Origin of the sequence: Novosphingobium sp. ERW19, from assembly GCF_012641315.1 — a bacterium.
Classification (GTDB): domain Bacteria; phylum Pseudomonadota; class Alphaproteobacteria; order Sphingomonadales; family Sphingomonadaceae; genus Novosphingobium.
Window position 1 is genome coordinate 335,570 of sequence record NZ_JABAIC010000003.1, and the last position, 24,632, is coordinate 360,201.

General features: G+C 63.8%; 18 protein-coding genes and 1 riboswitch. Of the genes, 7 read left to right on the forward strand and 11 right to left on the reverse strand.

All coding sequences use genetic code 11. From position 1 onward, the window contains the following. Window positions 1–7: 7 nt before the first annotated feature. The 8 genes from HGI46_RS07715 to HGI46_RS07750 form a co-directional block, all read right to left on the reverse strand. Window positions 8–343, reverse strand: a complete 336-nt coding sequence (locus HGI46_RS07715) for a DUF6481 family protein (RefSeq protein ID WP_168903704.1) — start codon at window positions 341–343, stop codon at window positions 8–10. Window positions 344–484: 141 nt separating this feature from the next. Beyond that, on the reverse strand, window positions 485–1,885 hold the full coding sequence (gene lpdA, locus HGI46_RS07720) for a dihydrolipoyl dehydrogenase (protein ID WP_168903705.1): 1,401 nt from the start codon (window positions 1,883–1,885) through the stop codon (window positions 485–487). Between the two features lie 81 nt (window positions 1,886–1,966). Continuing rightward, window positions 1,967–3,205, reverse strand: a complete 1,239-nt coding sequence (gene odhB / locus HGI46_RS07725; protein ID WP_168903706.1) for a 2-oxoglutarate dehydrogenase complex dihydrolipoyllysine-residue succinyltransferase — start codon at window positions 3,203–3,205, stop codon at window positions 1,967–1,969. Between the two features lie 28 nt (window positions 3,206–3,233). After that, a complete protein-coding gene (locus tag HGI46_RS07730; protein ID WP_168903707.1) occupies window positions 3,234–6,086 on the reverse strand; it encodes a 2-oxoglutarate dehydrogenase E1 component in 2,853 nt (950 codons plus the stop codon). A gap of 218 nt (window positions 6,087–6,304) precedes the next feature. Then, a complete protein-coding gene (sucD, locus tag HGI46_RS07735; RefSeq protein ID WP_168903708.1) occupies window positions 6,305–7,189 on the reverse strand; it encodes a succinate--CoA ligase subunit alpha in 885 nt (294 codons plus the stop codon). Window positions 7,190–7,253: 64 nt separating this feature from the next. Beyond that, on the reverse strand, window positions 7,254–8,216 hold the full coding sequence (gene mdh, locus HGI46_RS07740; protein WP_168903709.1) for a malate dehydrogenase: 963 nt from the start codon (window positions 8,214–8,216) through the stop codon (window positions 7,254–7,256). 335 nt (window positions 8,217–8,551) lie between these two features. Further along, window positions 8,552–8,863, reverse strand: coding sequence for a hypothetical protein (locus HGI46_RS07745; RefSeq protein ID WP_168903710.1), 312 nt, complete (start codon window positions 8,861–8,863; stop codon window positions 8,552–8,554). Window positions 8,864–9,287: 424 nt separating this feature from the next. After that, window positions 9,288–10,460 carry a cell wall hydrolase gene (locus HGI46_RS07750; RefSeq protein WP_168903711.1) on the reverse strand — a complete coding sequence of 391 codons (1,173 nt, stop codon included), beginning with the start codon at window positions 10,458–10,460 and terminating at the stop codon, window positions 9,288–9,290. A gap of 355 nt (window positions 10,461–10,815) precedes the next feature. Further along, a riboswitch (cobalamin riboswitch) is annotated at window positions 10,816–11,017 on the forward strand. A 68-nt stretch (window positions 11,018–11,085) separates the two neighbouring features. Here HGI46_RS07750 and HGI46_RS07755 point away from each other — a divergent pair. From HGI46_RS07755 to HGI46_RS07770, 4 genes are all read left to right on the forward strand, one after another. Further along, the gene (locus HGI46_RS07755; RefSeq protein WP_206065595.1) at window positions 11,086–13,029 is read left to right on the forward strand and encodes a TonB-dependent receptor; all 1,944 of its coding nucleotides are present in this window, start codon (window positions 11,086–11,088) and stop codon (window positions 13,027–13,029) included. Window positions 13,030–13,094: 65 nt separating this feature from the next. Next, window positions 13,095–13,979 carry an ABC transporter substrate-binding protein gene (locus HGI46_RS07760; protein ID WP_346766691.1) on the forward strand — a complete coding sequence of 295 codons (885 nt, stop codon included), beginning with the start codon at window positions 13,095–13,097 and terminating at the stop codon, window positions 13,977–13,979. After that, on the forward strand, window positions 13,976–14,938 hold the full coding sequence (locus tag HGI46_RS07765; protein ID WP_168903713.1) for an iron ABC transporter permease: 963 nt from the start codon (window positions 13,976–13,978) through the stop codon (window positions 14,936–14,938). The genes HGI46_RS07760 and HGI46_RS07765 overlap by 4 nt, the downstream gene beginning before the upstream one ends. Then, entirely contained in the window at window positions 14,935–15,669 is a 735-nt protein-coding gene (locus HGI46_RS07770; RefSeq protein ID WP_240946635.1) for an ABC transporter ATP-binding protein, read from the forward strand. Before HGI46_RS07765 ends, HGI46_RS07770 begins: the two co-directional genes overlap by 4 nt. Window positions 15,670–15,676: 7 nt before the next feature. Here HGI46_RS07770 and HGI46_RS07775 read toward each other — a convergent pair whose 3' ends face one another. After that, window positions 15,677–15,874 (reverse strand): hypothetical protein, encoded by a 198-nt coding sequence (locus HGI46_RS07775; RefSeq protein ID WP_168903714.1) that lies wholly within the window; start codon window positions 15,872–15,874, stop codon window positions 15,677–15,679. Window positions 15,875–16,136: 262 nt separating this feature from the next. Between HGI46_RS07775 and HGI46_RS07780 the strand changes: the two genes are divergently transcribed. Then, entirely contained in the window at window positions 16,137–17,030 is an 894-nt protein-coding gene (locus tag HGI46_RS07780; RefSeq protein WP_162895987.1) for a transferrin-binding protein-like solute binding protein, read from the forward strand. 211 nt (window positions 17,031–17,241) lie between these two features. Next, the gene (locus HGI46_RS22435; RefSeq protein WP_206065596.1) at window positions 17,242–19,002 is read left to right on the forward strand and encodes a transferrin-binding protein-like solute binding protein; all 1,761 of its coding nucleotides are present in this window, start codon (window positions 17,242–17,244) and stop codon (window positions 19,000–19,002) included. Between the two features lie 16 nt (window positions 19,003–19,018). Here HGI46_RS22435 and HGI46_RS07790 read toward each other — a convergent pair whose 3' ends face one another. Next, window positions 19,019–19,390, reverse strand: coding sequence for a hypothetical protein (locus HGI46_RS07790; protein WP_240946636.1), 372 nt, complete (start codon window positions 19,388–19,390; stop codon window positions 19,019–19,021). Window positions 19,391–19,630: 240 nt separating this feature from the next. Here HGI46_RS07790 and uvrA point away from each other — a divergent pair, with 240 nt between their 5' ends. Further along, window positions 19,631–22,549 carry an excinuclease ABC subunit UvrA gene (uvrA, locus tag HGI46_RS07795; protein WP_168903715.1) on the forward strand — a complete coding sequence of 973 codons (2,919 nt, stop codon included), beginning with the start codon at window positions 19,631–19,633 and terminating at the stop codon, window positions 22,547–22,549. Between the two features lie 631 nt (window positions 22,550–23,180). On the opposite strand, the gene HGI46_RS07800 is transcribed toward uvrA, so the two are convergent. Continuing rightward, on the reverse strand, window positions 23,181–24,548 hold the full coding sequence (locus HGI46_RS07800) for an HNH endonuclease (RefSeq protein WP_168903716.1): 1,368 nt from the start codon (window positions 24,546–24,548) through the stop codon (window positions 23,181–23,183). Window positions 24,549–24,632: the final 84 nt, after the last annotated feature.

Genomic DNA, 24,632 nt, shown 5'->3' on the forward strand with positions numbered 1-24,632 from the left:
CCAACGCCTACTTCTTCCGCGCCTTGCGGGCGGCATACCGGGCATCGCGTGCTGCCTTCTGTGCAGCGGCCAATTCTTCCGGGCTGGGCGGTGCAGGCGCGTTGGCCTGTTCGGCAGCGCGCCGGGCTTTCTCGGCCTTCTCTTCCTCGCGCTTGAGGCGAGCCGCCTCGCGCTTTTCCGCTTCGGCCTTTTCCTTGGCCTCGGCGCGGGCGATCTTCTCGGCTAGCACTGCCGGGTCCACCGGCGCCTTCGCCTTGGCCTTCATCGCCTCGATAGCCTTGGCGCGTGCCTGTGCCGAAGCATCGCGACGGTCGCCAAGACCGGGTTCCTTGTAACCTGCCATGTTATTCGTTTGCTTTCCTTATTCCGCTTGGCCGCTAGCAGGGCGGGGGGCAAATGTCACGCCGCAACGCCAAGTGCTTCTGACCCAAACGAAAAGGGCCGCCCCGAAGGACGGCCCCCGTATTCGCTGAGGTGAGTCCGATCACATGTGGATCGGCTTGCCCGTCACCGCCATCGCCGCTTCTTTGAGCGCTTCCGAATGGGTCGGGTGCGCGTGGCAGGTATAGGCAATGTCTTCGCTGGTCGCGCCGAATTCCATCGCCTGTGCCGCCTGCGCAATCATCGTGCCGGCAACCGAGGCAATGCACCACACGCCCAGAACGCGGTCGGTCTTGGCGTCGGAGATCACCTTCACGAAGCCGTCCGGCTCATGGTTGGTCTTGGCGCGGCTGTTGGCGAGCATCGGGAACTTGCCGACCTTGATCTCGCCTTTTTCCTTCGCGGCCTCTTCCGTAAGACCGACACCGGCGAATTCAGGCATCGTGTACACTACGCCGGGAATCACGTCATGGTTCACGATTCCGGTGAGCCCGGCGATGTTCTCGGCCACGGCAATGCCTTCGTCCTCGGCCTTATGCGCCAGCATCGGGCCCGGAATCACGTCGCCCACGGCCCAAACGCCCGGGACCTTGGTGGCAAAGTCGTGGTCGGTTTCGATCTGACCGCGCGCGTTCAGTTCGAGCCCGATCTTGTCGAGGCCGAGGCCGTCGACATTGGGCCGACGCCCGATTGCCACCAGCACGCAGTCAGCCTCGATGGTCGCAGCCTCGCCGCCCTTTGCAGGTTCAACCGTCAGCGTGGCCTTTCCGCCTTCCACTGCAACGCCGGTCACCTTCGTGCCGAGCTTGATGTCCATGCCCTGCTTCTTGAAGATCTTGGCCGCTTCCTTGCGCACGTCGCCGTCCATGCCGGGCAGCAACTGGTCGAGGAATTCGACGACCGTGACCTTCGCGCCAAGGCGGCGCCACACCGAACCAAGCTCGAGCCCGATCACGCCGCCACCGATGACCACCATGTGGTTCGGTACGCGGTTCAGCGCCAGCGCGCCGGTGCTGTCGACGATCACGCCAGCATCGTTGTCGACAGTCACGCCGGGCAGCGGCGTCACGCTCGAACCGGTGGCGATCACGATGTTCTTCGCGGTAACCTTCTGGCCAGCCACGGTCACGCTGTGCGCGTCCTCGAACGCAGCGTAGCCCTTGAGCCAGGTCACCTTGTTCTTCTTGAACAGGAATTCGATGCCGCCGGTCAGGCCCTTCACCGAATCCGCCTTCTGCGCCTGCATCGCATCCAGATCGAGCTCGACCGCGCCGGTCTTGATGCCATAGCTGGCGAACGTGCCGTTCCGCGCCTCGTCGAACTTCTCCGAGCCGTGCAGCAGCGCCTTGGAGGGAATGCAACCGACGTTGAGGCAGGTTCCGCCCAGCGTCTCGCGCCCTTCGGCACAGGCGGTCTTGAGGCCCAGCTGCGCCGCGCGGATCGCCGCGACATAACCGCCGGGGCCACCACCGATGACAAGGACGTCGTAATCGTATTCAGCCATTTTCCGGCTCCATTGCGCGTTCGTGCTGCGCCAAGCTCAGCACGAACGGCTTCAGATTCAAGTCAGTTCCGTACTGTCCGCTCAAAGATCGATCAGCAGGCGGGTCGGGTCCTCGATCGCTTCCTTGATCGTCTTCAGTGCCGTCACTGCCTCGCGACCGTCGATGATACGGTGGTCATAGGACAGCGCGATGTACATCATCGGGCGCACCACGATCTCGCCATTGCGGACGACCGGGCGGTCCTCGATGCGGTGCAAGCCGAGCACGGCCGACTGCGGCGGGTTGATGATCGGGGTCGACATAAGCCCGCCGAACACGCCGCCGTTGGAGATGGTGAAAGTGCCGCCAGCCATGTCGGCCATGGTCAGCGTGCCGTCGCGCGCCGCCTTGCCGTAATTGGCAATCGCCTTCTCGATGTCGGCAAAGCTCCGCTTGTCGACATCGCGCACCACCGGCACGACGAGGCCATTCGGGGCCGAAACCGCCACCGAGATGTCGACATAGTCGAAGTAGACGATCTCGTCGCCTTGGATCTGCGCGTTGACCGAGGGGATGTCCTTCAGTGCCAGAACCGAGGCCTTGGCGAAGAACGACATCAGGCCCAGCTTTACGCCGTGCTTCTTCTCGAACACGTCCTTGTACTTGGCGCGCGCTTCCATCACCGCGGTCATGTCCACGTCGTTGAACGTGGTCAGCAGGGCAGCGGTTTCCTGCGCGCTCTTGAGGCGCTTGGCGATGGTCTGGCGCAGGCGCGTCATCTTCACCCGCTCCTCGTTGCGACCGCCAGCCGGAGCCGCAGCGACAGGCGCAGCGGCCGGAGCCGAAACCGCCGGAGCAGGGGAGGCCTGCTTGGCCGCAGCGGCGGCCATCACGTCTTCCTTGGTCAGGCGACCGTCCTTGCCGGTGCCCTTCACGGTCGACGGGTCGATGCCATATTCCAGCACCGCACGGCGCACGGCGGGCGAGAGCGCGGCGGCGTCACCCGAAGGAGCCGCAGCAGCGGCAGGGGCTTCCGATGCCGAGGCAGGCGCAACCGGCGCCTCGGTGCGCGGGGCCGGGGCCTGTGCGCCCGCAACAACCACGCCGTCCTCGATCAGCGCAAGCAGCGCGCCGACCGAAACCGTGTCGCCCTCATTGGCCACCAGCGCGCCGAGCACGCCTGCCGCCGGAGCCGGCACTTCGACCGCGACCTTGTCGGTCTCGAGGCTGACGATCGGCTCGTCCAGCGCCACGGCTTCGCCGGGCTTCTTCAGCCACTGGCCAACGGTTGCTTCGCTGACGCTTTCACCCAGCGTCGGAACCTTCACTTCAATCGACATAATACATGTTCCTCGGGGAGAAGGAAAATCAGTGCTTCTTCTGGCGACGGATCTCGCCGCGTACCGAAAGGCCCAGCGCATCGGCAACCAGCGCGCCCTGCTCGCTGGCGTGACGGCTGGCGAGGCCCGTGGCTGGCGATGCCGCTGCGGCGCGACCGGCATAGCGCGGACGGGCCACCTTGCTCTTGGCGGCCTTGAGCGATTCCTCGATCATCGGCTCGACAAAGAACCACGAACCGTTGTTGCGTGGCTCCTCCTGGCACCACACCACTTCCTCGAGGTTCGGCATGCGCGAAAGGCGCAGGGCCAGCGGCTCGCCGGGGAAGGGGTAGAGCTGTTCGAGGCGGATGATCTGCGTATCGGTGATGCCCGCCGCATCGCGCGCTTCGATCAGGTCATAGGCGACCTTGCCCGAACACAGGATGACCTTGCGGGTGTCCTTGTCCGCTGCCGGATTGATGTCCGACAGGATGCGCATGAAGTGGCTTTCGCCCACGAAGTCCGAAGCGACCGACTTTGCCAACGGGTGGCGCAGCAGGCTCTTGGGCGTCATTATGATCAGCGGCTTGCGGAACGGGCGGTGCATCTGCCGGCGCAGCACGTGGAAGTAGTTGGCCGGCGTGGTGATGTTGCACACCTGGATGTTGTCTTCGGCGCAAAGCTGCAGATAGCGCTCCATGCGTGCCGAGGAATGCTCCGGACCCTGTCCTTCGTACCCGTGCGGCAGCAGCATGACGAGGCCATTGGCGCGCAGCCACTTCGCTTCGGATGCGGCGATGTACTGGTCGATAACGATCTGTGCGCCGTTGGCGAAGTCGCCGAACTGCGCTTCCCACAGCACAAGGCTCTTGGGGTCCGCGCTGGCATAGCCATACTCGAAGCCGAGCACGCCATATTCCGAAAGCGTCGAATCCAGCACCTCGAACGTGCCGTGCGGCAGCGTCTTGAGCGGCACGTACTTGCGTTCGTCCTTCTGGTCGACCCACACCGCGTGACGCTGGCTGAAGGTGCCGCGGCCGCAGTCCTGTCCGGACAGACGCACGCCATAGCCCTCGGACACGAGGCTGCCGAACGCCAGCGCTTCACCGGTCGCCCAGTCAAAGCCCTGGCCCGAGCTGAACATCTCGCGCTTTGCATCGATCACGCGACCCAGCGTCTTGTGGACGGTGAGGTCCTCGGGCACGGTGGTCAGCGTGCGGCCGAGGCTGTCGAACAGCTTCTGGTCGATGCCGGTGCCGACGTTGCGGCGCGCGGTCACAGGGTCGGCCGGCTTGTTGAAGCCCGACCAGCGGCCGCCGAACCAGTCGGCTTCATTGGCCTTGTAGCCCTTGGCCGCCTCGAACTCGGTCTCGAGCGTCGCCACGAAGTGGCTCTCGATCTCGCCCTTGTAGTTGGCATCGATCACGCCTTCGCCGACAAGGCGCTTGGCGTAGATGTCGCTGACGCCCGGGTGCTGACGGATCTTGGCGTACATCAGCGGCTGGGTGAACGAAGGCTCGTCGCCCTCGTTGTGGCCGAAGCGACGATAGCACCACATGTCGACCACGATGTCGCGGCCGAACTTCTGACGGTAGTCGATCGCCAGCTTGCAGGCGAAGGTCACCGCTTCGGGATCGTCGCCGTTCACGTGCAGGATCGGTGCCTGCACGCCCTTGGCCACGTCCGACGGGTAGGGAGACCCGCGCGAGAACTGGGGCGAGGTGGTGAAGCCGATCTGGTTGTTGATGATGAAGTGGATGCAGCCACCGGTGTTGTAGCCGCGCACACCCGAAAGGCCGAAGCACTCCCACACGATGCCCTGGCCGGCAAAGGCCGCGTCACCGTGGATCAGAACGGGCAGCACCTGCTTGTGGCGCGCGTTAGGCCCCACGTCGTCACCGATATCGTCGCGGAACACCTGCTGCGCACGCACCTTGCCGAGCACGATCGGGTCGACCGTTTCGAGGTGCGACGGGTTGGGCACAAGGCTCATGTGCACCTTGGTCCCGTCGAACTCGCGGTCGGTCGAGGTTCCAAGGTGGTACTTCACGTCGCCCGAACCGCCGACGTCCTCAGGGTTGGCCGAGCCACCCGAGAATTCGTGGAAGATCACGCGGTAGGGCTTGGCCATCACGTTGGCGAGGACGTTCAGGCGGCCGCGGTGGGCCATGCCGTAGACGATTTCCTTGACGCCCAGCTGGCCGCCGTACTTGATCACCGCTTCCAGGGCCGGGATCATCGATTCACCGCCGTCGAGGCCGAAGCGCTTTGTGCCGACGTACTTCTTGCCAAGGAACTTCTCGTACTGCTCGCCGCGCACCACGGCGGCGAGGATCGCCTTCTTGCCGTTGGGGGTGAAGTCGACCGACTTGTCGCCGCCTTCGATGCGATCCTGGATGAAGCGGCGCTCCTCCACGTCGGCGATGTGCATGTATTCGAAGCCGATGTGCCCGCAGTAGTTTGCGCGCAGGATCGCGACGAGTTCATTGACGGTCGCCCATTCAAGGCCGAGCGCACCACCCAGATAGACCTTGCGGGTCATGTCTGCGGCGGTAAAGCCATGGTACTCGGGCGAAATATCGGCCGGGAGCTTCTGGCGGGCAAGGCCAAGCGGGTCGAGATCGGCCGCCAGATGCCCGCGCACGCGATAGGTGCGGATCAGCATCATCGCGCGGATCGAATCCATCGCGGCCTGCTGCAGCGCCGCTTCGTCGAGCGCGACGCCGCCCTTCTTGGCGGCCTTCTCGATGACGAGTTTCAGCGCCATCGGGTCCATCGCCTGGGTCAGGTCGTCGCCTGCCGCGGCATCGGTGATCGGCCAGCGCTTGTTCGCCCACGAAGGACCGGGCTGCGGACCTTCCTGAGCCGGATCCACGTCGAAATCGTGCAGTTCAGAACCCATCATCAACTCCTGGTCCCCCCGGGGAGGTTGGGGGCTTCGGACATTTTCCGCTCCACTCTCGCAGAGCCGACCCTTCCAGCGCGCACCTCGCAAGGCTTGCGCAAAAATCCGTAACGACGGCAGGCCGCTTCCGTTGCGGGGGCCTACCTGAAAAACTTCAAGCATCCGCCCGGTGGCCCCTTACGCAAGGTTGCCTATCCGGGCGGTAGCTTTTGACGTCAGCCCTTCAGCACTTCGGCCAGCGTCTCACCCAGCAGGCTGGGCGAGGCGGAGACCTTGATGCCGGCGGCTTCCATCGCCGCGATCTTGCTTTCGGCATCGCCCTTGCCGCCCGAGACGATGGCGCCGGCGTGGCCCATGCGGCGGCCCGGAGGCGCGGTGCGGCCCGCGATGAAGCCGGCCATCGGCTTCTTGCGGCCACGCTTGGCCTCGTCGATCAGGAACTGCGCGGCCTGCTCCTCGGCGTCGCCGCCGATCTCGCCGATCATGATGATCGACTTGGTCGCCTCGTCAGCCAGGAACAGTTCGAGCACGTCGATGAAGTTGGTGCCGTTGACCGGGTCGCCGCCGATGCCGACAGCGGTGGTCTGGCCAAGGCCGATGGCCGAGGTCTGGAACACCGCTTCATAGGTCAGCGTGCCCGAGCGCGAGACCACGCCGACCGAGCCTTCCTTGAAGATCGAACCGGGCATGATGCCGATCTTGCACTGGTTGGGCGTGAGCACGCCGGGGCAGTTCGGACCGATCAGGCGGCTCTTCGAACCCGACAGCGCGCGCTTGACCTTGACCATGTCGAGCACGGGAACGCCCTCGGTGATCGCCACGATCAGTTCCATCTCGGCATCGATCGCCTCGAGGATTGCGTCGGCGCAGCCCGAAGGCGGCACATAGACGCACGAAGCGGTTGCGCCGGTCACGGCCTTGGCTTCGGCCACGGTGTCGAACTGCGGCAGGCCGATGTGCGTGGTGCCGCCCTTGCCGGGCGTCACGCCGCCAACCATCCGCGTGCCGTAATCAAGCGCGGCCTGCGTGTGGAAGCTGCCGGTCTTGCCGGTCATCCCCTGCGTGATGACCTTGGTGTTCTTGTCGACGAGAATGGACATCAATTACTCCGGAACGTCAGGCGCTTGCGCCCCCGCTCAGGCGAGGGCGCAGATCCGTGTCAGCTCAAGCCAGCGAGTTGTCGATGCCCTTGCAGGCTTCCAGCAGTTCCTTGACCGCGTCGACCGAGACCTGGAGGTTCGACTTGGCTTCGGCGTCGAGTTCGATCTCGATCACCTGCTCCACGCCGTTCGCACCGATCATCACCGGCACGCCGACATAGAGGCCGTCAACGCCGTACTGGCCATCGACGTAGGCAGCGCAAGGCAGGATGCGCTTCTGGTCGTTGAGGTAAGCTTCGGCCATGGCGATGCCCGAGGCGGCCGGTGCGTAGAACGCCGAGCCGGTCTTGAGCAGGCCGACAATCTCGCCGCCGCCCGAACGCGTGCGCTGCACGATCGCGTCGATCTTTTCCTGCGTCGACAGGCCCATCTTGACGAGGTCGGGCACCGGAATGCCGTTGACGGTCGAATACTGGGTGACGGGCACCATGGTGTCGCCGTGGCCGCCGAGCACGAAGGTGTTCACGTCGCGGATCGAGACGCCGAATTCCCATGCCAGGAACGTGCTGAAGCGTGCCGAGTCGAGCACGCCGGCCATGCCGACGACCTTGTTGTGCGGAAGGCCGGAGAATTCGCGCAGCGCCCACACCATCGCGTCGAGCGGGTTGGTGATGCAGATGACGAAAGCGTCGGGCGCGTTGTCGCGGATGCCTTCGCCGACGGCCTTCATCACCTTGAGGTTGATGCCGAGCAGGTCATCGCGGCTCATGCCGGGCTTGCGGGCAACACCGGCGGTCACGATGATCACGTCGGCGCCGGCAATGTCGGCATAGTCGTTGGTGCCGGTGATCTTGGCGTCGAAGCCTTCGACCGGGCCGCACTGCGACAGGTCGAGCGCCTTGCCCTGCGGCACGCCTTCGACCACGTCGAACAGGACGATGTCACCCAGTTCCTTCTGGGCGGCGAGGTGGGCGAGGGTGCCCCCGATGTTGCCTGCGCCGATAAGCGCGATCTTCTTGCGTGCCATGCTCTACGGTCCTTTCCCGTTCGCGGGGACAAGCATACAAATGCCAGCAGAGCTTTCGCCCAGGTCCCTCCCGTGCCCCGCGAGACAGGAAGGTTCTGGCAGAATGACTCGCGCCCTAGGCCCGTGCGCAGACGAATGCAACCGCGAAAACCCGCTATATCCGGGGTTTTTGTGATATCAGTTCGCAATAGCAAGATGGCTTGGAAACTGCCCGACAGTCGGTCATCGGGCCGAAGATTTATAAGGCAATACGCAAGCAATCTGCAGCAAAAAAGCCCCGGCGTTTCCACCGGGGCTACCCTTTTGCTTTTCCTCTCCGCAAACCCGGGTGCAGATCAGCTGCGCTTGCGCTTCAGGAAGTCGCGCGCCATCCGCCGGTCGAGCGTCGCGCAGACCTCGACCCAGAATTCCACGCGGCCCGGCTCGCCGCTGCGTTCTGCAATGACCGCAGCATCTCGTGCGCGAGCCGCCGCCGAGAAGCCATGCGCCGCAAACAGCCGCAATGCGGTATCGAGCGCCTCGTCCTGACAGATCGAGCCTGGCCCTGAGCCTGCCCCATTATCGTTTACCGCCCGCAGGTGCCGCGCCTGGATCTTTCGCGAAAGACAGGGGGAAATGATGCCGTAACGGGGCGCAAAACGCAGCATGGTGCCTCAACTCTCTGACGGCGCCGGGGACAATCGGTGCCGTTCTCCACGACCCCGCCCTAGACCCACCAGCGCTAAGAGTGTGTGTGACGACACGGTAAAGGAACGAATAACCATCCGTCCTGAAACGGTTTTGCGACGGATTGAGAACACGCAACCAGACCCTCCCCGTTTCTCCGCAGGACAAACGGGGATGGGGACCGCCCGCGAAGCGGGTGGTGGAGGGGTGTGTGCAGGCTGTGAGCGTTGAATTGCTCACGCAGAGACGCAGAGGAGAAAAAGGACACGCAGAGAAGATAGCTGCGGCAAAGCCGCTTCCCGGTTCCCATTTGAAGACCGGCACATCGGTTCGCGCGCGACGCTCCTCCGCGTCTCGCTTCTTCCTCCGCGCCTCTGCGTGAACCATTCCAAGGCTTGGAAGCTCTCAAGCCCCCGGCTGCGCAATCCACTTGTTGGCGTTCTCATACCCCGGCAGCACCGAACCGCTGCCGGAAACCGGCGCGCTGGTCGCACCCGCCTTCACGCCTGGCAGCACCTGCGGCCGGACAAGGCTCTGCTGCGCCGCAGCCTGCGGGACCGCCGCCACCGGAGCAACCGTCGCCGCAGCAACTGGCGCCACGATCCGCCCTTCCTCGAACGCCTTCTCCAGCGCCAGTGGATCGGCAATGTCGACAGGCGAGGGCGTCCATGTGCGCGGATGCGGCGCGGCCAGCGGCTCGCCGCCGAAGTACCGCGCCGTAAACGCCGCCGGACGCCCTGCAGCGCCGGCCCAGCGATAGAAGCGGTGCGCCCCGATCGTGCCGATGAACGATAAGCTCGGCGCCCAGTAGGGATGCACTGCCGTGGTATGGTAATGCGTCGCCAGCCCCACCGGCGCATAGACGTATCCCGCCAGCGCATCGGCAGCCACGCGCCGCGCGCGGTCCCAGAACGCCTTCATCGGCTTGCGCGCCAGCGAACCGTCGCAGGCGAACGAGAACTGGCACCCCGGCCGCTCCGATCCCTGATAGACCACGCCGCACACCGTGTTTGGCCAGGCCGGATGCGCCACGCGGTTCAGCACCACCTGCGCCACCGCGCGTTGCCCCGCATCAGGCTCGCTCGCCGCTTCGTAATAGATCGCCGAAGTCAGGCACTGCAGCGCCCGCCAGCGATCCTCGCTCGATCCCGCCGCCGAGACTGGACGCGCCGACAGGATCTCGGCATCCGAATGGCTCCGGTCCCATTTCGCCTGCGCTTCCGTCGGCGCAATCAACCCGCTGTCGCTGGTATCGAGCCAATAGAACGCCGAACCCGGAAAGCTGTCACCCCCACGCTCGAACGGCTGCAGCCCCGCCATCTGGGATCGCGCCACCGCCGCCTGTACCCCGCCCGGCTCGCCCCACCCGGTCGGCCCGAGCAGCAGCCCCAGCACGCCGAACATCGCCACGCCGCCCAGCCGCTGCCGCAGCAGCGAAGGCGCGCGCAAGGCCTTGCGGATCGAGCGCATGTCCCGCCGCCGGATACGCGCCGCAAAATCGCGCGGGCGCAGCTCGCCATTAGCCGTCGCTGCCACGCCGGGCAGTTCGATCGGGCGATAGGCAAGCTCGAGAGGCATGGGGCTGGGCAGAATCCTGAAAATCCTCAATTGCGCTAACCTTTTGCGCGCCCTCGCGCACGGCCGCTTTTCCCGCTGTCCCGATGCGGCACAAGCTCCTGCGATCCGGTTAACTGGCAAGCTCACGGCCTAGCGCTCAAATCGGAAAACCTCACGCAAAGACGCGAAGACGCAAAGGGGTCGTGCGCGGCCGCAGGCAATGCTCTTGGATAATCGCCGCAGGAGGTGATGGCTGTCCTATCAAACCTGCGCGGCATCTTCGCGTCTTTGCGGCTTTGCGTGAGAATGAATTGGGCAGCAAACCTGCCCCGAAGTACGTAGTTCCTCTTGCAGCGCAGCAAAGTTCCCGCTAGTTCCCCGCGCCGACGCCAACGGTGCCCGGTAATACGGGCTAAGAGGGAAGCCGGTTTGAATCCGGCGCTGCCCCCGCAACTGTAACCGGAGAGCGCGCTGTCCAGTGATGCCACTGGTGCCGGATTCGATCCCCGGCGCTGGGAAGGCGGGCAGCGAGCGATGACCCGGGAGCCAGGAAACCTGCCGATGGTAGTCGTTCCGCGGCCGGGCGGGGTGAACCGGGCGCACGCGACGAGGCGCGCCAGATTCATGGCCCAGCGCACCTCTCGCCATGGACGGCATCAACCGTTCGTGGCCGGAGTTGCGTCCTGTGAAGAAGTACCTGCTTTCCGTTTCTGCCCCCGTATTTTTTGGCGCTTTTGCCGTGCCTGCCTTTGCACAAGGCGCCGATGATGTCGTCGTCGCAGACTACAAGGTTGATCCGGCATCCATCACCGTCATCGCCACCGGCAGCGAAACTGCCCTGAGCAAGACCGGCCAGCCCGTCACCGTCATCACCGCCGACGAAATCCAGTCGATCCAGGGCCCCGACATCACCCGCGTTCTCGAACGCGTCCCCGGCCTGACCATCACCCGCAACGGCGGCCCCGGCAGCTTCACCGGCGTGCGCCTGCGCGGCTCGGACGCAGAGCAAGTCCTCGTCCTCGTCGATGGCGTCCGCCTCGAAGACGTCTCGGCCCCCTCGGGCGGCTTTGACTTCGGCACCCTGACTCCCGGCGGCATCGAGCGCATCGACGTCCTGCGCGGTTCCAACTCGATCGTCTGGGGCAGCGCGGCCATTGGCGGCGTCATCGCCGTCCAGTCGCGTGACCTGAATGGCATCGAAGCCAGCGCCGAACTCGGCGCCAACGACAGCTACCTTGCCGATGCCGCTGCCGGTATCTCGTCAGACTTCGGCGCGCTTACCCTCAACGGCGGCTATAGCCGCAGCGATGGCGTCTCGTCAGCAGCGGTCGGCACAGAGCCCGACGGCTTCCGCCAGTGGCGCGTCGGGGGCCGGGGCCGCGTCAACCTCTCGCAGGACCTCGCGATCGTCGCCACCGCCCGCTACGCCGATACCCGTACCGACATCGACGGTTTCGGCCCGCCGACCTACCTCGTGTTCGGCGATACCCCGGAATACCAGACCACCCGCCAGGCCTCGGGCCGCGTCGGCCTGCGTTACACTGGCAGCAACCTCACGCTGAACACCGGCTTCGCCCTGTCCGACACCAAGCGCGACTACTATGATCCGACCTTCGGCACCGATCCGTCCTACGGCTACAAGGGCCGCTCGGAGCGCGTCGACCTGACCGGCCGCCTCAACCTTCCGGCCAGCTTCACCCTCGATTTCGGCGGCGACAGCGAATGGACCCGCTTCTCCAGCACGTTCGACGCCGAGGCCAAGGCCAACCTCACCAGCGGCCACGCACTGCTCGGCTGGAGCACTGATCGCGCCAGCCTCGCCGCCGGCGTTCGCGTCGACGACCACAGCCGCTTCGGCACGGCATGGACCTTCGGCGCCAACGGTTCGTTCGAACTGGTCGAAAACCTCCGCTTGCGCGCCAGCTACGGCGAAGGCTTCAAGGCCCCTACGCTCTATCAGTTGCTTTCGAACTACGGCAACGCCGCGCTCAACCCCGAACGCAGCAAGAGCTACGACGCCGGCCTCGAATGGGGCGTTCCTTATGGCCAGCTCCACGCGGCCGTTACCGTGTTCCGCCGCGACAGCCGCAACCTGATCACCTTCGTCTCGTGCGCCAGCCTCAACGCTTGCGCCACGCGGCCCTTCGGCCTCTACGACAATGTCGGGCTCGCCCGCGCGCAGGGCGTCGAAGCCGAACTCGGCGCCCGCCCTACCGATACGCTGCACCTGCAGGCCGCCTACACCTATCTCGAAACCGAGAACCGCACGCGCGGCACCGCGAACTTCGGCAAGGATCTCGCCCGTCGTCCGGCTCATGCGCTGACCCTGTCGAGCGACTGGACATCTCCGCTCGCAGGCCTCACCCTCGGTGCCGATCTGCGCCTCGTGGGAGACAGCTTTGACAACGCGTCGAACACCCGCCGCCTCGATGGCTACGCGCTGACCACCGTGCGCGCGAGCTTCCCCCTTACCGAGAAGGTAGAGCTCTACGGCCGTGTCGAGAACGTGTTCGACGTAAACTACCAGACCGTCGCCGATTACGGCACCTGGGGACGCTCTGCCTACATAGGCATTCGCGCGCGGTACTGATGCAACGGCTTGCGCCACAAGCAAAAGCTCTTCGCCCCATCCTCGCCCGAGGATGGGGCCGGGGGGTGGTCTTGCTCGCAGCGTCCCTTACCGCCAGCTGCATCCCCCAAGGCAAGGCCACTCCCGGATCTCGCGCGACCGCGCACCCCACCATCGTCAGCCTCAATCCCTGCACCGACGCAATCCTCGCCGAAGTTGCCGACCCGGCGCAGATCCTCGCCATCTCGCACTACAGCAAGGACCCGCGCTCCGCCTCGATGGACGCGCGCCTCGCCAGCGCGCTGCCCGCAACGCGTGGCACGGTCGAGGAAGTCCTCGCCCTCAAGCCCGATCTCGTCCTTGGCAGCACGTTCATCGATCCCGCCACCGCCAGCGCCTACCAGCGCCTCGGCCTGCGGCTTGAAACACTGGGCATGGCCAGCACCATCGAGGCCAGCCGCGACCAGATCCGCCAGATCGCCGCGCTGTCCGGACACCCGGATCGCGGCGAGGCGCTGATCGCCCGCATCGACGCCGCACTCGCCGCCGCTGCCCCGCCAGCCGGAGCGCGCCCGATCGAAACCGTCGTCTGGCAGTCGGGCGGCATGGTCCCCGGCGACGGCACCCTCATCGTCGACCTCCTGCGCAGCACCGGCTACACCAATTTCGCCGCCGCGCGCGGTCTTGGCCAAGCCGATCTCCTCCCGCTCGAGAAGATGCTCGCCGACCCGCCAGAACTGATCCTCGTCGCCGGGCAGACCGCCGAAACCGGAAAAGGCGATGACCGCGTCCTCAGTCACCCCGCCCTCAAGGCGCTGAACAAGACCCGCCGCGCCACCCTGAATCCCAAACTCCTATACTGCGGCGGCCCCACCCTGATCGCCGCCGCCCAGCGCTTGGCGGAAGTCCGCAATTCCTCCCCGGCACGGGGAGGGGGACCATCGCAGATGGTGGAGGGGCACTCGCGATGACCCGCCCCGTCATCGTTCTCACAGCCGCCCTCGCGCTCGCCCTCCCGCTCTCGCTCCTCGCCGGACAGGTGTGGATTGACCCGTTCGGCCCCCCGGTCCCCAACGCCACCGCGATCCTCATGGAACTGCGCCTGCCCCGCGCGCTCCTCGCCCTGACGCTTGGCGCCGGCCTGGGCGCCGCCGGTGCAGCCATGCAAGGCTACTTGCGCAACCCTTTGGCTGATCCCGGCCTGTTCGGCATCGCTCCCGCTGCGGCCCTTGGCGCGGTCCTCTCCTTCTACACCGGCTACGAAACACAGGCCCTCACGCTGCCGCTCTTCGCGCTGACCGGAGCCGCCGGAGCCATGGCCCTGCTTGCCCTGATCGCCGGGCGCAGCGGCGGCATCGCCCTGTTCACGCTGGCGGGCATGATGATCGCCAGCCTCGCCGGCGCCATGACCAGCCTCGCCATCAGCCTCTCGCCCAATCCCTTCGCCCTGTCCGAGATCGTCACCTGGCTGATGGGCGCTCTGGCCGATCGCGGCTGGCACGAATTGCGGCTTGCCGCGCCGCTCACCGTGCTGGGCCTCGCCGCCCTCTGGCGCGCCGCCCCCGCGCTCGATGCATTGGCGCTCGGTGAGGCCGCCGCCCGCTCGCTCGGGGTCGAGCCTGTGCGCCTGCTTGGCGTGATGATCGTCGCCATCGGCCTGATCGTCGGCAGCGGCGTCGCGGTTGCCGGCATGATCGGTTTCGTCGGCCTGATGGTCCCGCACTTCGTCCGCCCGCTCACCGACCAGCGCCCTTCGGCGACCCTGCTCCCATCGGCCCTTGCCGGAGCGCTGCTGCTGCTCGTCGCCGATTGCCTGTGCCGGGTGTTTCCGCTGCAAGGCGGGGAGTTGCGGCTCGGCATCGCGCTCAGCCTTGCCGGCGCCCCGTTCTTCCTGCGCCTGCTCCTCAAGCTGCGGCGGGAACTGGCATGATGCTCGAAGCACTCGGTGTCTCTATCCCGCACCGCCTGCATGGCGTGACCGCGCAACTGCGCGCAGGCGGTGTCACTGCCATTGTCGGCCCGAACGGCGCAGGCAAGTCCACGCTGCTCGCCGCGCTTGCCGGCCTGATCGAGCCTGCCACCGGCACCGTCACCCTTGCCAGCCAGCCGCTTGCGCAGATGCTCGCGCAGGAGCGAGCGCGCCGCATCGGCTACCTTCCGCAATCGGGTGAGGTTGCGTGGAACCTCGCGGTCCGCACGCTTGTCAGCCTCGGCCGCTTGCCGCACCGCGCCAGCCCTGCAGAGGATGCCGAAGCCGTCGCGCAAGCCATCACGACCATGCAGCTCGAACCGCTGGCCGATCGCGCGCTTTCCACCCTGTCAGGCGGCGAGCGCGCCCGCGCTTTGCTGGCCCGCGTCCTTGCCACGCAGCCGCACTGGATTCTCGCGGACGAACCGCTGGCCGCGCTCGATCTTGCCCACCAGCAGGCCTTGATCTGCACCTTGCGCGGGCGTGCGGAAGAGGGCCGGGGAGTCGTACTCGTCGTCCACGATCTCGCCCTGGCGATGAACCACGCCGATCACGTCGTCGTGCTCGATGGCGGCCGCGTCGCCGCACAGGGCAAGCCGCGAGATGCTCTCTCGCAAGAGGTCATCGCCCGCGTCTGGAATCTCGATGCACGCTGGCTGGGTGAGCCCGGCCACATGGCGCTGGCGATGTAGAAAGGTCTTACGCCGCCGTTGGGGCGATCTGGTCGTTCTCGTGCCGATGCTCGGTCATTGCCGCTGCGAAGTCGGCCGCGAAATAGGCTGCAAAGCTTTCCCGCACCCGCATCGAAATTGCCGGGCGGTCCTCGCGCGCGCTCGCGCTGCGGCAGAACAGGCTCTGCGCAGGCGGATTGGCTGGAACTGTAGTGTCGGCGCTCATGCTTGGTGGCCCTGAAACCCTAACTTTGGTTAGCAGGCCGTAGCAAAGTTTCGTCACGCGCGATTGTATGGTTTCGACAAAGTTACGTAGTTTACCGACGAAATTCGGCCCAGCATGACCATCATGCACCTTTGCGCACGCAGGGATTGTGATCAAAATCACATGTTTGCCCCGCCTTTACGTTCGCACCCGTAAGGGTTTGCTTCTAGTTCTTGTCATCAGGTTGCCCGGAATGGAGATTCGGGCAGCAACAGAGGGCAACATGATCACAACGCTGCGCAACGCTACCGTCACGCTTTCGCTCGCAACCCTGCTGGCCTCATGCGGTGGCGGCGATGGCGGCGGCATGGCATCCACGCCTCCGCCGGTCACCTACAAGACGCTCGCTGAATTGACCGGCGACCAGACCTTCCAGTCGGGCGGTATCACCGGTGTACCCGTCGGCCCGGAACTCAGGAACGAAAGCACGCTTGCTTTCGGCCAGGGCGTGGAGATCAAGTATTTCGCGGCGACCGATACCTATAATCTCAACAACGGCAGCGGCCTTGTCGTCGAATTCACCCCGGCCAACGTGACCCAGGAGAACGATACCACGGTCACCTGGCAGAAGCCCAGCGGCAACGGCAACCTCGATGTCCTGTCCATCTCCAGTCCCAGCGTGAACGGCGTCAAGCTCAGCTATACCCTGCTCGGAAACTGGACGCATTTCCAGCCGGGCGCAGAACGGAGCTACGGTCTGGTCGGCGGCGTGCCCACGCAGGCGTCCGACGTTCCGCGCAGCGGCAGCGCCACCTATTCCACGCAAGTCGTAGGGCTCGCGGCCAGGAACGGGCAACCCTATGTCCTGTTTGGAGAGTCCACCGGCACGTTCTCGGCCAACTTCGGCAGCAATTCGGTCAACACCAGCCTCGCCCTTGCCGGAAAGCTGCCCGGCAGTTCGACCGTGACCCAGATCGGCAACTACGACGGCACCGGCACGATCAGCAGTTCCGGCCCGGGCTTCACCGGCACGCTGTCGGGAAGCAACGCATCGGGCGCGTTCAGCGGTGCCTTCTTCGGCCCGCGCGGGGTCGAGGCCGGCTACACCTTCTTCCTAAACGGCACCACCGACACCACGCTCAGCGTCCAGGGCGCCCTCTTCGGCAAGAAGAACTGAGCACGACCACTTCCCCCCTCCCGCAGGCGGGAGGGGCAGGGGGTGGGCATTTGTTCTTCGGCCCCGTTTCCATCTCAACAAGCCTTTGAGAATGTGACAAAGATTACATAATTGAGCCAAATAGACGTTCGCGATTATCATCGCTTCCGGCTATTTCTTCATCCGAATTGGTGTTCGAATACAGGGATTCGGACCAGAAACTGGGGCAACCGTGAACCGCAAGATTTTCGCCGCAACGGCCACCACGACGCTTGCCCTCCTGCTGGCCTCGTGCGGCGGCGGTAGTGGCGGCGGTGTGAGCAGCACGCCAACGCCGGTTCCGACACCCACTCCGACGCCGACACCTACACCCACGCCAACGCCTGCCCCAACCCCGACACCCACCCCTACACCTACGCCTGCAAACACCTCGTTGAACGATCTCAAGGTTTCGGAATCGTTCGCTAATGTTGCGGCGAAGTTGCAGACCGTGGTGAGTTCTGACACGGGCCAGACTACTCAGGCCAGCGCGGCCAAGACGCCCCTTTCTATCTCATACGACGGAGCAACCGGCGGCTATCGCATCTCTGGGGACGGAGTAAACCAGTCCTTCGCGCGATCGGATGTGATCGCTTCCGGGCTTCGTCAGGTCGAGTTTCGCAAGGAGACGGGCAACACATCGGAAAGCCTGTTCCTGACAAGCAACTCCGGCGGAACTTGCTGCAGTTATGTTGGCGGCGGCCTTTACGAGAAACTGATAAACGGTTCTGGCCAAGTGTCTGCCACCGATCTGGCCTTCACTTACGGCTACCCATCGCGCCCATCGCAAGTACCGACGACCGGCAAGGCGCTTTTTGGCACTTTCCTGTTTGGCACGCTGGTCACGGATACGGCGTACCGGCTCAGGGGATCCGGCGTCGTCGTTGTTGACTTTGCGACAGGACAGATCCGGACGCAGGGGCTGGCTCGCCAGACGCGTGTCTACGATAATGCGGATCAGGAAGGTCCCGAATGGGCCGGTAGTTCGCGCATCAGTTCCGGATCAAGCAGCTTTGATGGCGACTTCACCCTTGGCGGTGTTTCAGCAAAATGGGAGGGCGCATTTTATGGCCCGAGCGGCAACGAAGTCGGGGCCACTTTCTACGGGCAGTCGCCTGACAGCCGCGCCGCTTTCGCCGGCTTCATGATTGGCAAAGCCGGACCGACAGCCGAACTCTACCGGTTCATACCAGACCTTCCCTACGATGTGCTGTTCGAGACACAGGGCGCCAAAGTGCAGTTCCGCGTTGCAGACGGCTCATACACCTACAAGCCCGGCTCGTCGGAACAGGTCAGCCTCGCTGCAAAGGACATTGTTTCGGCCGAGTCTGACGCGCGCTACACAATATACCGCAAGATTGTCGCTGATGGGACAGAGCAGCTCAAGCTGTTCAATCCCGGTGGCGCCAATCCCGATATCAAGCTGTCCTATACGACCTTCGGCAATTTCTTGAAGACCATAGCGTCCGGGGCGGGCACGATCGAACAATCGTATTTCGCGGTGATGGGCGTTACCGGTCCTACCATCCTCGACAGCCCCCGGAACGGCAAGGCAACCTACAATGCCCAGATATATGGCGATGCCATGGCCGGGCTAAGCCCTCAGGTCCGGAAGGATTTGAGGGGGGCAGCCACGTTTCTCGTGAACTTTGATGCCAGCACCTTCGAAGGCTCGATGTTGCCGATCTTGATCAATCGCACCTCCGGGCAATCACTGGCATACGATCCCATACTCTTTACAAGCGGCTTCGCTTCAGGCCGCAGCTTCCTGTCGGATCTTTCTCAGAACAACGCGAAGGTGGGCTCCATGTCCGGGCTCTTTTATGGGCCGGATGGCGTTGAACTGGGCGGACAGTTCCAGTTCCGCATCACAGACGTTCACTTCAAGGATTCGTCCGGCTTCAATCCGGTGCTGTCGGCGCAGGGGGTAGTCGTGGGCAAACTCGTGCCGTGAACGCCTCGAGCCACGCTCACCGCGCGCAGTATTCGTAGCGCCCCGCCCGGCACGCTGCAACGGCGCGGCGCCATTCGGCCATGTGCTGCTCGTAATCGTCCTGGGCTTGCGCATAGGCGCGGTCGGTGTCGCGTCCTGAACGGCCATTGCGGGCGTCATGCTCGCGCCACGCGGCCCAACCTTCTGCATAGCGGGCATCGCGTTCGCGCACGCGGGCGAGTTCCTGCTGGTTCAATTTGCGGATGATCGCGCGGTCGCGTTCGCGTGCCGCCTGCGTGCGCATCTGCGGGTCATAGGGATCATCCGCCAGCGCCACGCCCGGCAAGGCCACAACCCCAAGCGCCAGCGCGCTGCACACCGTCCGTACGTCCATTGCCTTGACCCTCATGTTCTGCGGCCTTGATCGCCTTGCGCGCGCATTGCCACAATCCACCTTGCGCCGAACCGTTTGCGGCCGGTCGCAGCGCTCGCGCGGTTCATCGCGGCACCGTGGGGGCAGGGTAGGGCGGCTCCCCCAAAGCCCATATTGCACCGCGTCCTCCCGCTCCCCACATGGCCAGGATCGCCGGGCCTTCTCCCGTGCCCGAATCCCTTGCGAAAACCGAACAAATATGGAACACCGCCGCGCATGTCCTTGACCACCATTTCCGTCCGCGGCGCCCGTGAACACAACCTCAAGGGGATCGACGTCGATCTCCCGCGTGACAGCCTGATCGTCATCACCGGCCTGTCCGGCTCGGGCAAGTCGAGCCTCGCGTTCGACACGATCTATGCCGAGGGCCAGCGCCGCTACGTGGAATCGCTGTCGGCCTATGCGCGCCAGTTCCTTGAGATGATGCAGAAGCCCGATGTCGAACATATCGACGGCCTCTCGCCCGCCATCTCGATCGAGCAGAAGACCACCAGCCGCAACCCGCGCTCCACCGTGGCGACGGTGACCGAAGTCTATGACTACATGCGCCTGCTCTGGGCGCGCATCGGCATCCCCTACAGCCCCGCCACCGGTGAGCCGATTTCCGCGCAGACCGTCAGCCAGATGGTCGATCGCGTCATGGCCCTGCCCGAAGGCACCCGCGCCTATCTGCTCGCCCCCGTCGTGCGCGGCCGCAAGGGCGAATACCGCCGCGAGCTCGCGGAGTGGCAGAAGGCCGGCTACACCCGCGTCCGCATCAACGGCGAGATCATGCCGATCGAGGATGCCCCCGCGCTCGACAAGAAATTGAAGCACGACATCGAGGTGGTGGTCGATCGTATCGCCGTGCGTGACGGCATCCAGACCCGTCTGGCCGACAGTTTCGAGCAGGCGCTCAAGCTGGCCGATGGCCTCGCCTATGTCGATCTCGCCGATGGCGTCGTTCCGGGGCGTGAGGACGAGGCGGAGGCCACGGGCAAGAAAGCGGCCCAGAAGGCGGGAATGAAGAAGACGGGCCTCCCCGCCAACCGCATCGTCTTCTCCGAAAAGTTCGCCTGCCCGGTCAGCGGCTTCACCATCGAGTCCATCGAACCGCGCCTGTTCTCGTTCAACGCTCCCCAGGGCGCGTGCCCCGCCTGCGATGGCCTTGGCGAAAAGCTGTTGTTCGATCCCCAGCTCGTCGTCCCGAACGAGAACCTGTCGCTCAAGCAGGGCGCCGTCGTCCCCTGGGCGAAGAGCAACCCGCCGTCGCCCTATTACATGCAGGTCCTCGCCAGCCTTGCCGCGCATTTCGGCTTCAGCCTCGATACGCCGTGGGACGCGCTTCCGGCCGAGGTCAAGATCGTCATCCTCTATGGCACCGCCGGCAAGGCCGTGCCCTTGACCTTCATCGACGGGAAGAAGAGCTACACCGTCAACAAGGCCTTCGAAGGCGTGATCGGCAACCTCAACCGCCGTATGCTGCAAACCGAATCTGCGTGGATGCGCGAGGAGCTGGGCAAGTTCCAGACCGCGCAACCCTGCGAAACCTGCGAAGGCAAGCGCCTCAAGCCCGAGGCGCTGTCGGTCAAGGTCGCGGGCCGCGATATTTCCTCGGTCACCCGCCTCTCCGTCGCCGCCGCGGTCGAATGGTACGCCAATCTCGACAGCCAGCTCACCAGCCAGCAGAGCCAGATCGCCCGCGCCATCCTCAAGGAAATCAACGAGCGTCTCGGCTTCCTCAACAACGTCGGCCTCGATTACCTCAACCTCGATCGCACTTCCGGCACCCTCTCCGGCGGCGAGAGCCAACGCATCCGCCTCGCCAGCCAGATCGGCTCGGGCCTCTCCGGCGTGCTCTACGTGCTCGACGAACCTTCCATCGGCCTCCACCAGCGCGACAACGACCGCCTCTTGGAAACCCTCAAGCGCCTGCGCGATCTCGGCAACACCGTGATCGTGGTCGAGCATGACGAGGACGCCATCCGCACCGCCGACCACGTCGTCGATCTCGGCCCCGGCGCGGGCGTCCACGGCGGCGAGATCGTCGCGCAGGGCACGCTCGACGATATCCTCAATAACCCCAACAGCCTCACCGGCCAGTACCTCACCGGCGCGCGCAGGATCGAGGTCCCCAAGCACCGCCGCCCCGGCAACGGCCTGTTCATCAGCGTCGAGGGCGCCCGCGCCAACAACCTCCAGAACGTCAGCGCGAAGATCCCGCTGGGCACCTTCACCTGCGTCACCGGCGTCTCCGGCTCGGGCAAGTCGAGCTTCACCATCGACACGCTCCACGCCGTCGCCGCCCGCACGCTCAATGGCGCGCGCGTGATCGCCGGTGCGCACGACAAGGTCACTGGCCTCGAACACTGCGACAAGGTGATCGAGATCGACCAGTCGCCCATCGGCCGCACCCCCAGGTCCAACCCCGCGACCTACACCGGCGCCTTCACCCTGATCCGTGACTGGTTCGCCGGCCTGCCCGAAAGCGCCGCGCGCGGCTACAAGGCCGGCCGCTTCAGCTTCAATGTGAAAGGCGGCCGCTGCGAGAAGTGCCAGGGCGATGGCCTGATCAAGATCGAGATGCACTTCCTGCCCGACGTCTACGTGACGTGCGAGGAGTGTGACGGCAAGCGCTACAACCGCGAAACGCTCGAGGTGAAGTTCAAGGGCCTCTCCATCGCCGACGTGCTCGACATGACGATCGAGGACGCCGAAGAGTTCTTCAAGGCCGTGCCCCCGATCCGGGACCGGATGCACATGCTCAACGAAGTGGGCCTGGGCTACGTCAAGGTCGGCCAGCAGGCGACGACGCTGTCGGGCGGCGAAGCCCAGCGCGTCAAGCTCGCCAAGGAACTCGCCCGCCGCAGCACCGGGCAGACGCTCTACATCCTCGACGAGCCCACCACCGGTCTCCATTTCGAAGACGTGCGCAAGCTCCTCGAAGTCCTCCACCGCCTCGTCGAACAGGGCAACAGCGTCGTCGTGATCGAACACAACCTCGACGTGATCAAGACCGCCGACTGGATCATCGACCTCGGCCCCGAAGGCGGCGTCCGCGGCGGCGAAATCGTCGCCGAAGGCACTCCGGAGCAGGTGGCTAAAAACCCCCGCAGCTTCACCGGCCAATACATGGCCCCCCTGCTGAAGCGCTGACCCCAAAAGCCCTCTCCCCTTGAGGGGAGAGGGTTGGGAGAGGGGGCCGCGAAGCGGCAGACGGAAGTGCCGGAATTTCCTCCCCGATCGGGGGAGGGGGACCACCGAAGGTGGTGGAGGGGCACCCTCAACAAAGCGCAAACGCCTCCGACACCACCAGATCCTCCCTGTTTTCACGAAGTGCAAACGGGCCGGATGCCACCAGATCCTCCCTGTTTTCACGAAGTGCAAACGGGGAGGTGGCAGCCGCGCCAGCGGCTGACGGAGGGGCACCCAGTTCCTCCCCGCCACGGGGAGGGGGACCATCCGCAGGATGGTGGAGGGGCACCATCGCAACAGCGCAACCTCGAAACACTAACCCCGTCACCCTGAACGCTTTCGCTGCGCTGCCCTGCGGCTCAGGGTCCATCTCTCCCCACATGCGGAGGCCCAATCGGCAAAATGGTTCCTGAACCAAGTTCAGCATGACGAAGCAAGTGGAAAGCACCCCAAAGCCCAAGCCCCGCTCATCCTGAGCCTGTCGAAGGATCGCCCGCCCACGCTGTGCCTCGGCAACGCCTAGGCGGACGGCTAATTGGGGATTGAGTAAGCCGCCAACGTAATTGATCCTCAGAAGAGCGTTGGAACCAAGTCAGCATTTTATACCGGTGTTGCAATAAGGATGGGTGAGTTTGCCATTGTCAATCGAGCCGAGTCCGCCTTCACGTACAGGTTTTTCATGATCATATGAGGCGGAATTAGCAGGCTCTAAAAATCCTCCGCAAATTGGGCACTTTATTGCCGCTGACAATGAATCTCGCAGGTAGATTGCGGATTTTGTATCTTTTGTGAAGGTTGAAGTTGTAATTTCCTCCGATGCAGTCAATATTTTTGCACGACTATTAGGAGAAATCTGATCAATCGCCCAATTTATTTCCAGATCATGGCCCGATTTTGCTTGTTCGACTACGGCTTCCACGAACTCGGACAACTTCTGTACCCTACGGCTGCTTGTGACCGAATTGATTAATAAAGCGAGCATTGGCTTCAACTGAATTAAGAAATCTTCGATTTTCTTGCGATGGTCGGTGAAATCCTTAAAGAATACCTTCTGATTAAATGCCAACTTCCTCGCTACCAAACTTGTGAATGCAAGAAACATATCGGCACTATGTCGACCTTGGTCGGTATAAAAGTAAACTGCTGGGTGCAAGCCCAAGCTAGACGCATCATTACCAGTCAACCAAGAGGCTACCTTGAAGCAATTCTTAAGTGTAGCTTTCGTGCTTTCGCCATCAATATCTACTGCGAAACTTTCGATCTTTGGGTAAGGATTTGTTTGTGATGCGTTGCATAGCGTAGTAAACTTAATGAGCAAATCTAAAGCAAGCAGCGGAGATGCGCCGCCACCAAGTGGAAGATGCAGAGTTTTAATTGGCTGTTTCAGATATGGCTTAAAAATTAGTTCGTGGATCTTTCGTGAATGACTTACGATCTCCTCAGAACTAGCTTCATCAAATCTTGACCAATACTTATTACCAGTACCAGCTCGAAGTATCGAGCGCGCGGCTATCGCAACAGGCCTTTTCCTGTTTTTAAGAAGCAATTCTTCCGTTCTATCCAGTGGCGTTCCTTGCGTGTTTATCTTAAAGAAGGAGCTTTCAGCTTTTTCTGCATCACCTACGACCCATTGTAAAGAAAGCGACCGCGTGGCCATATTTCTGGCTCGCTGTACAGACGCTTCATCATATGATTCGGGGTTAACTAACGCATCCTTTATTTGAGAGTATCGACCTATCTCTTTTTCCACTAATCTGCGAACTCGGTCGGCTATTCGCTTTTGATCGTCCGAAATCTCGTTTCCATAATACTTTCGCGAGATAGACCCATCTCCATAGTCGTCCTCAATCCACGCACGTAGCGCGGATAGTCGGTGGCCTCCGTCAATCACAAACACATGGGCAGGTGATCGCCATAAAATGACAGAGGGAATTAACTCAAGATCGAGATAGCTCTTCAAAAAGGTTACAAGCTGGGGGGGGGGTCCATTGGTTAGTTTCACGCTGAAAGTCAGGCTTTCTAAGCATTGCCACAATCATGGATT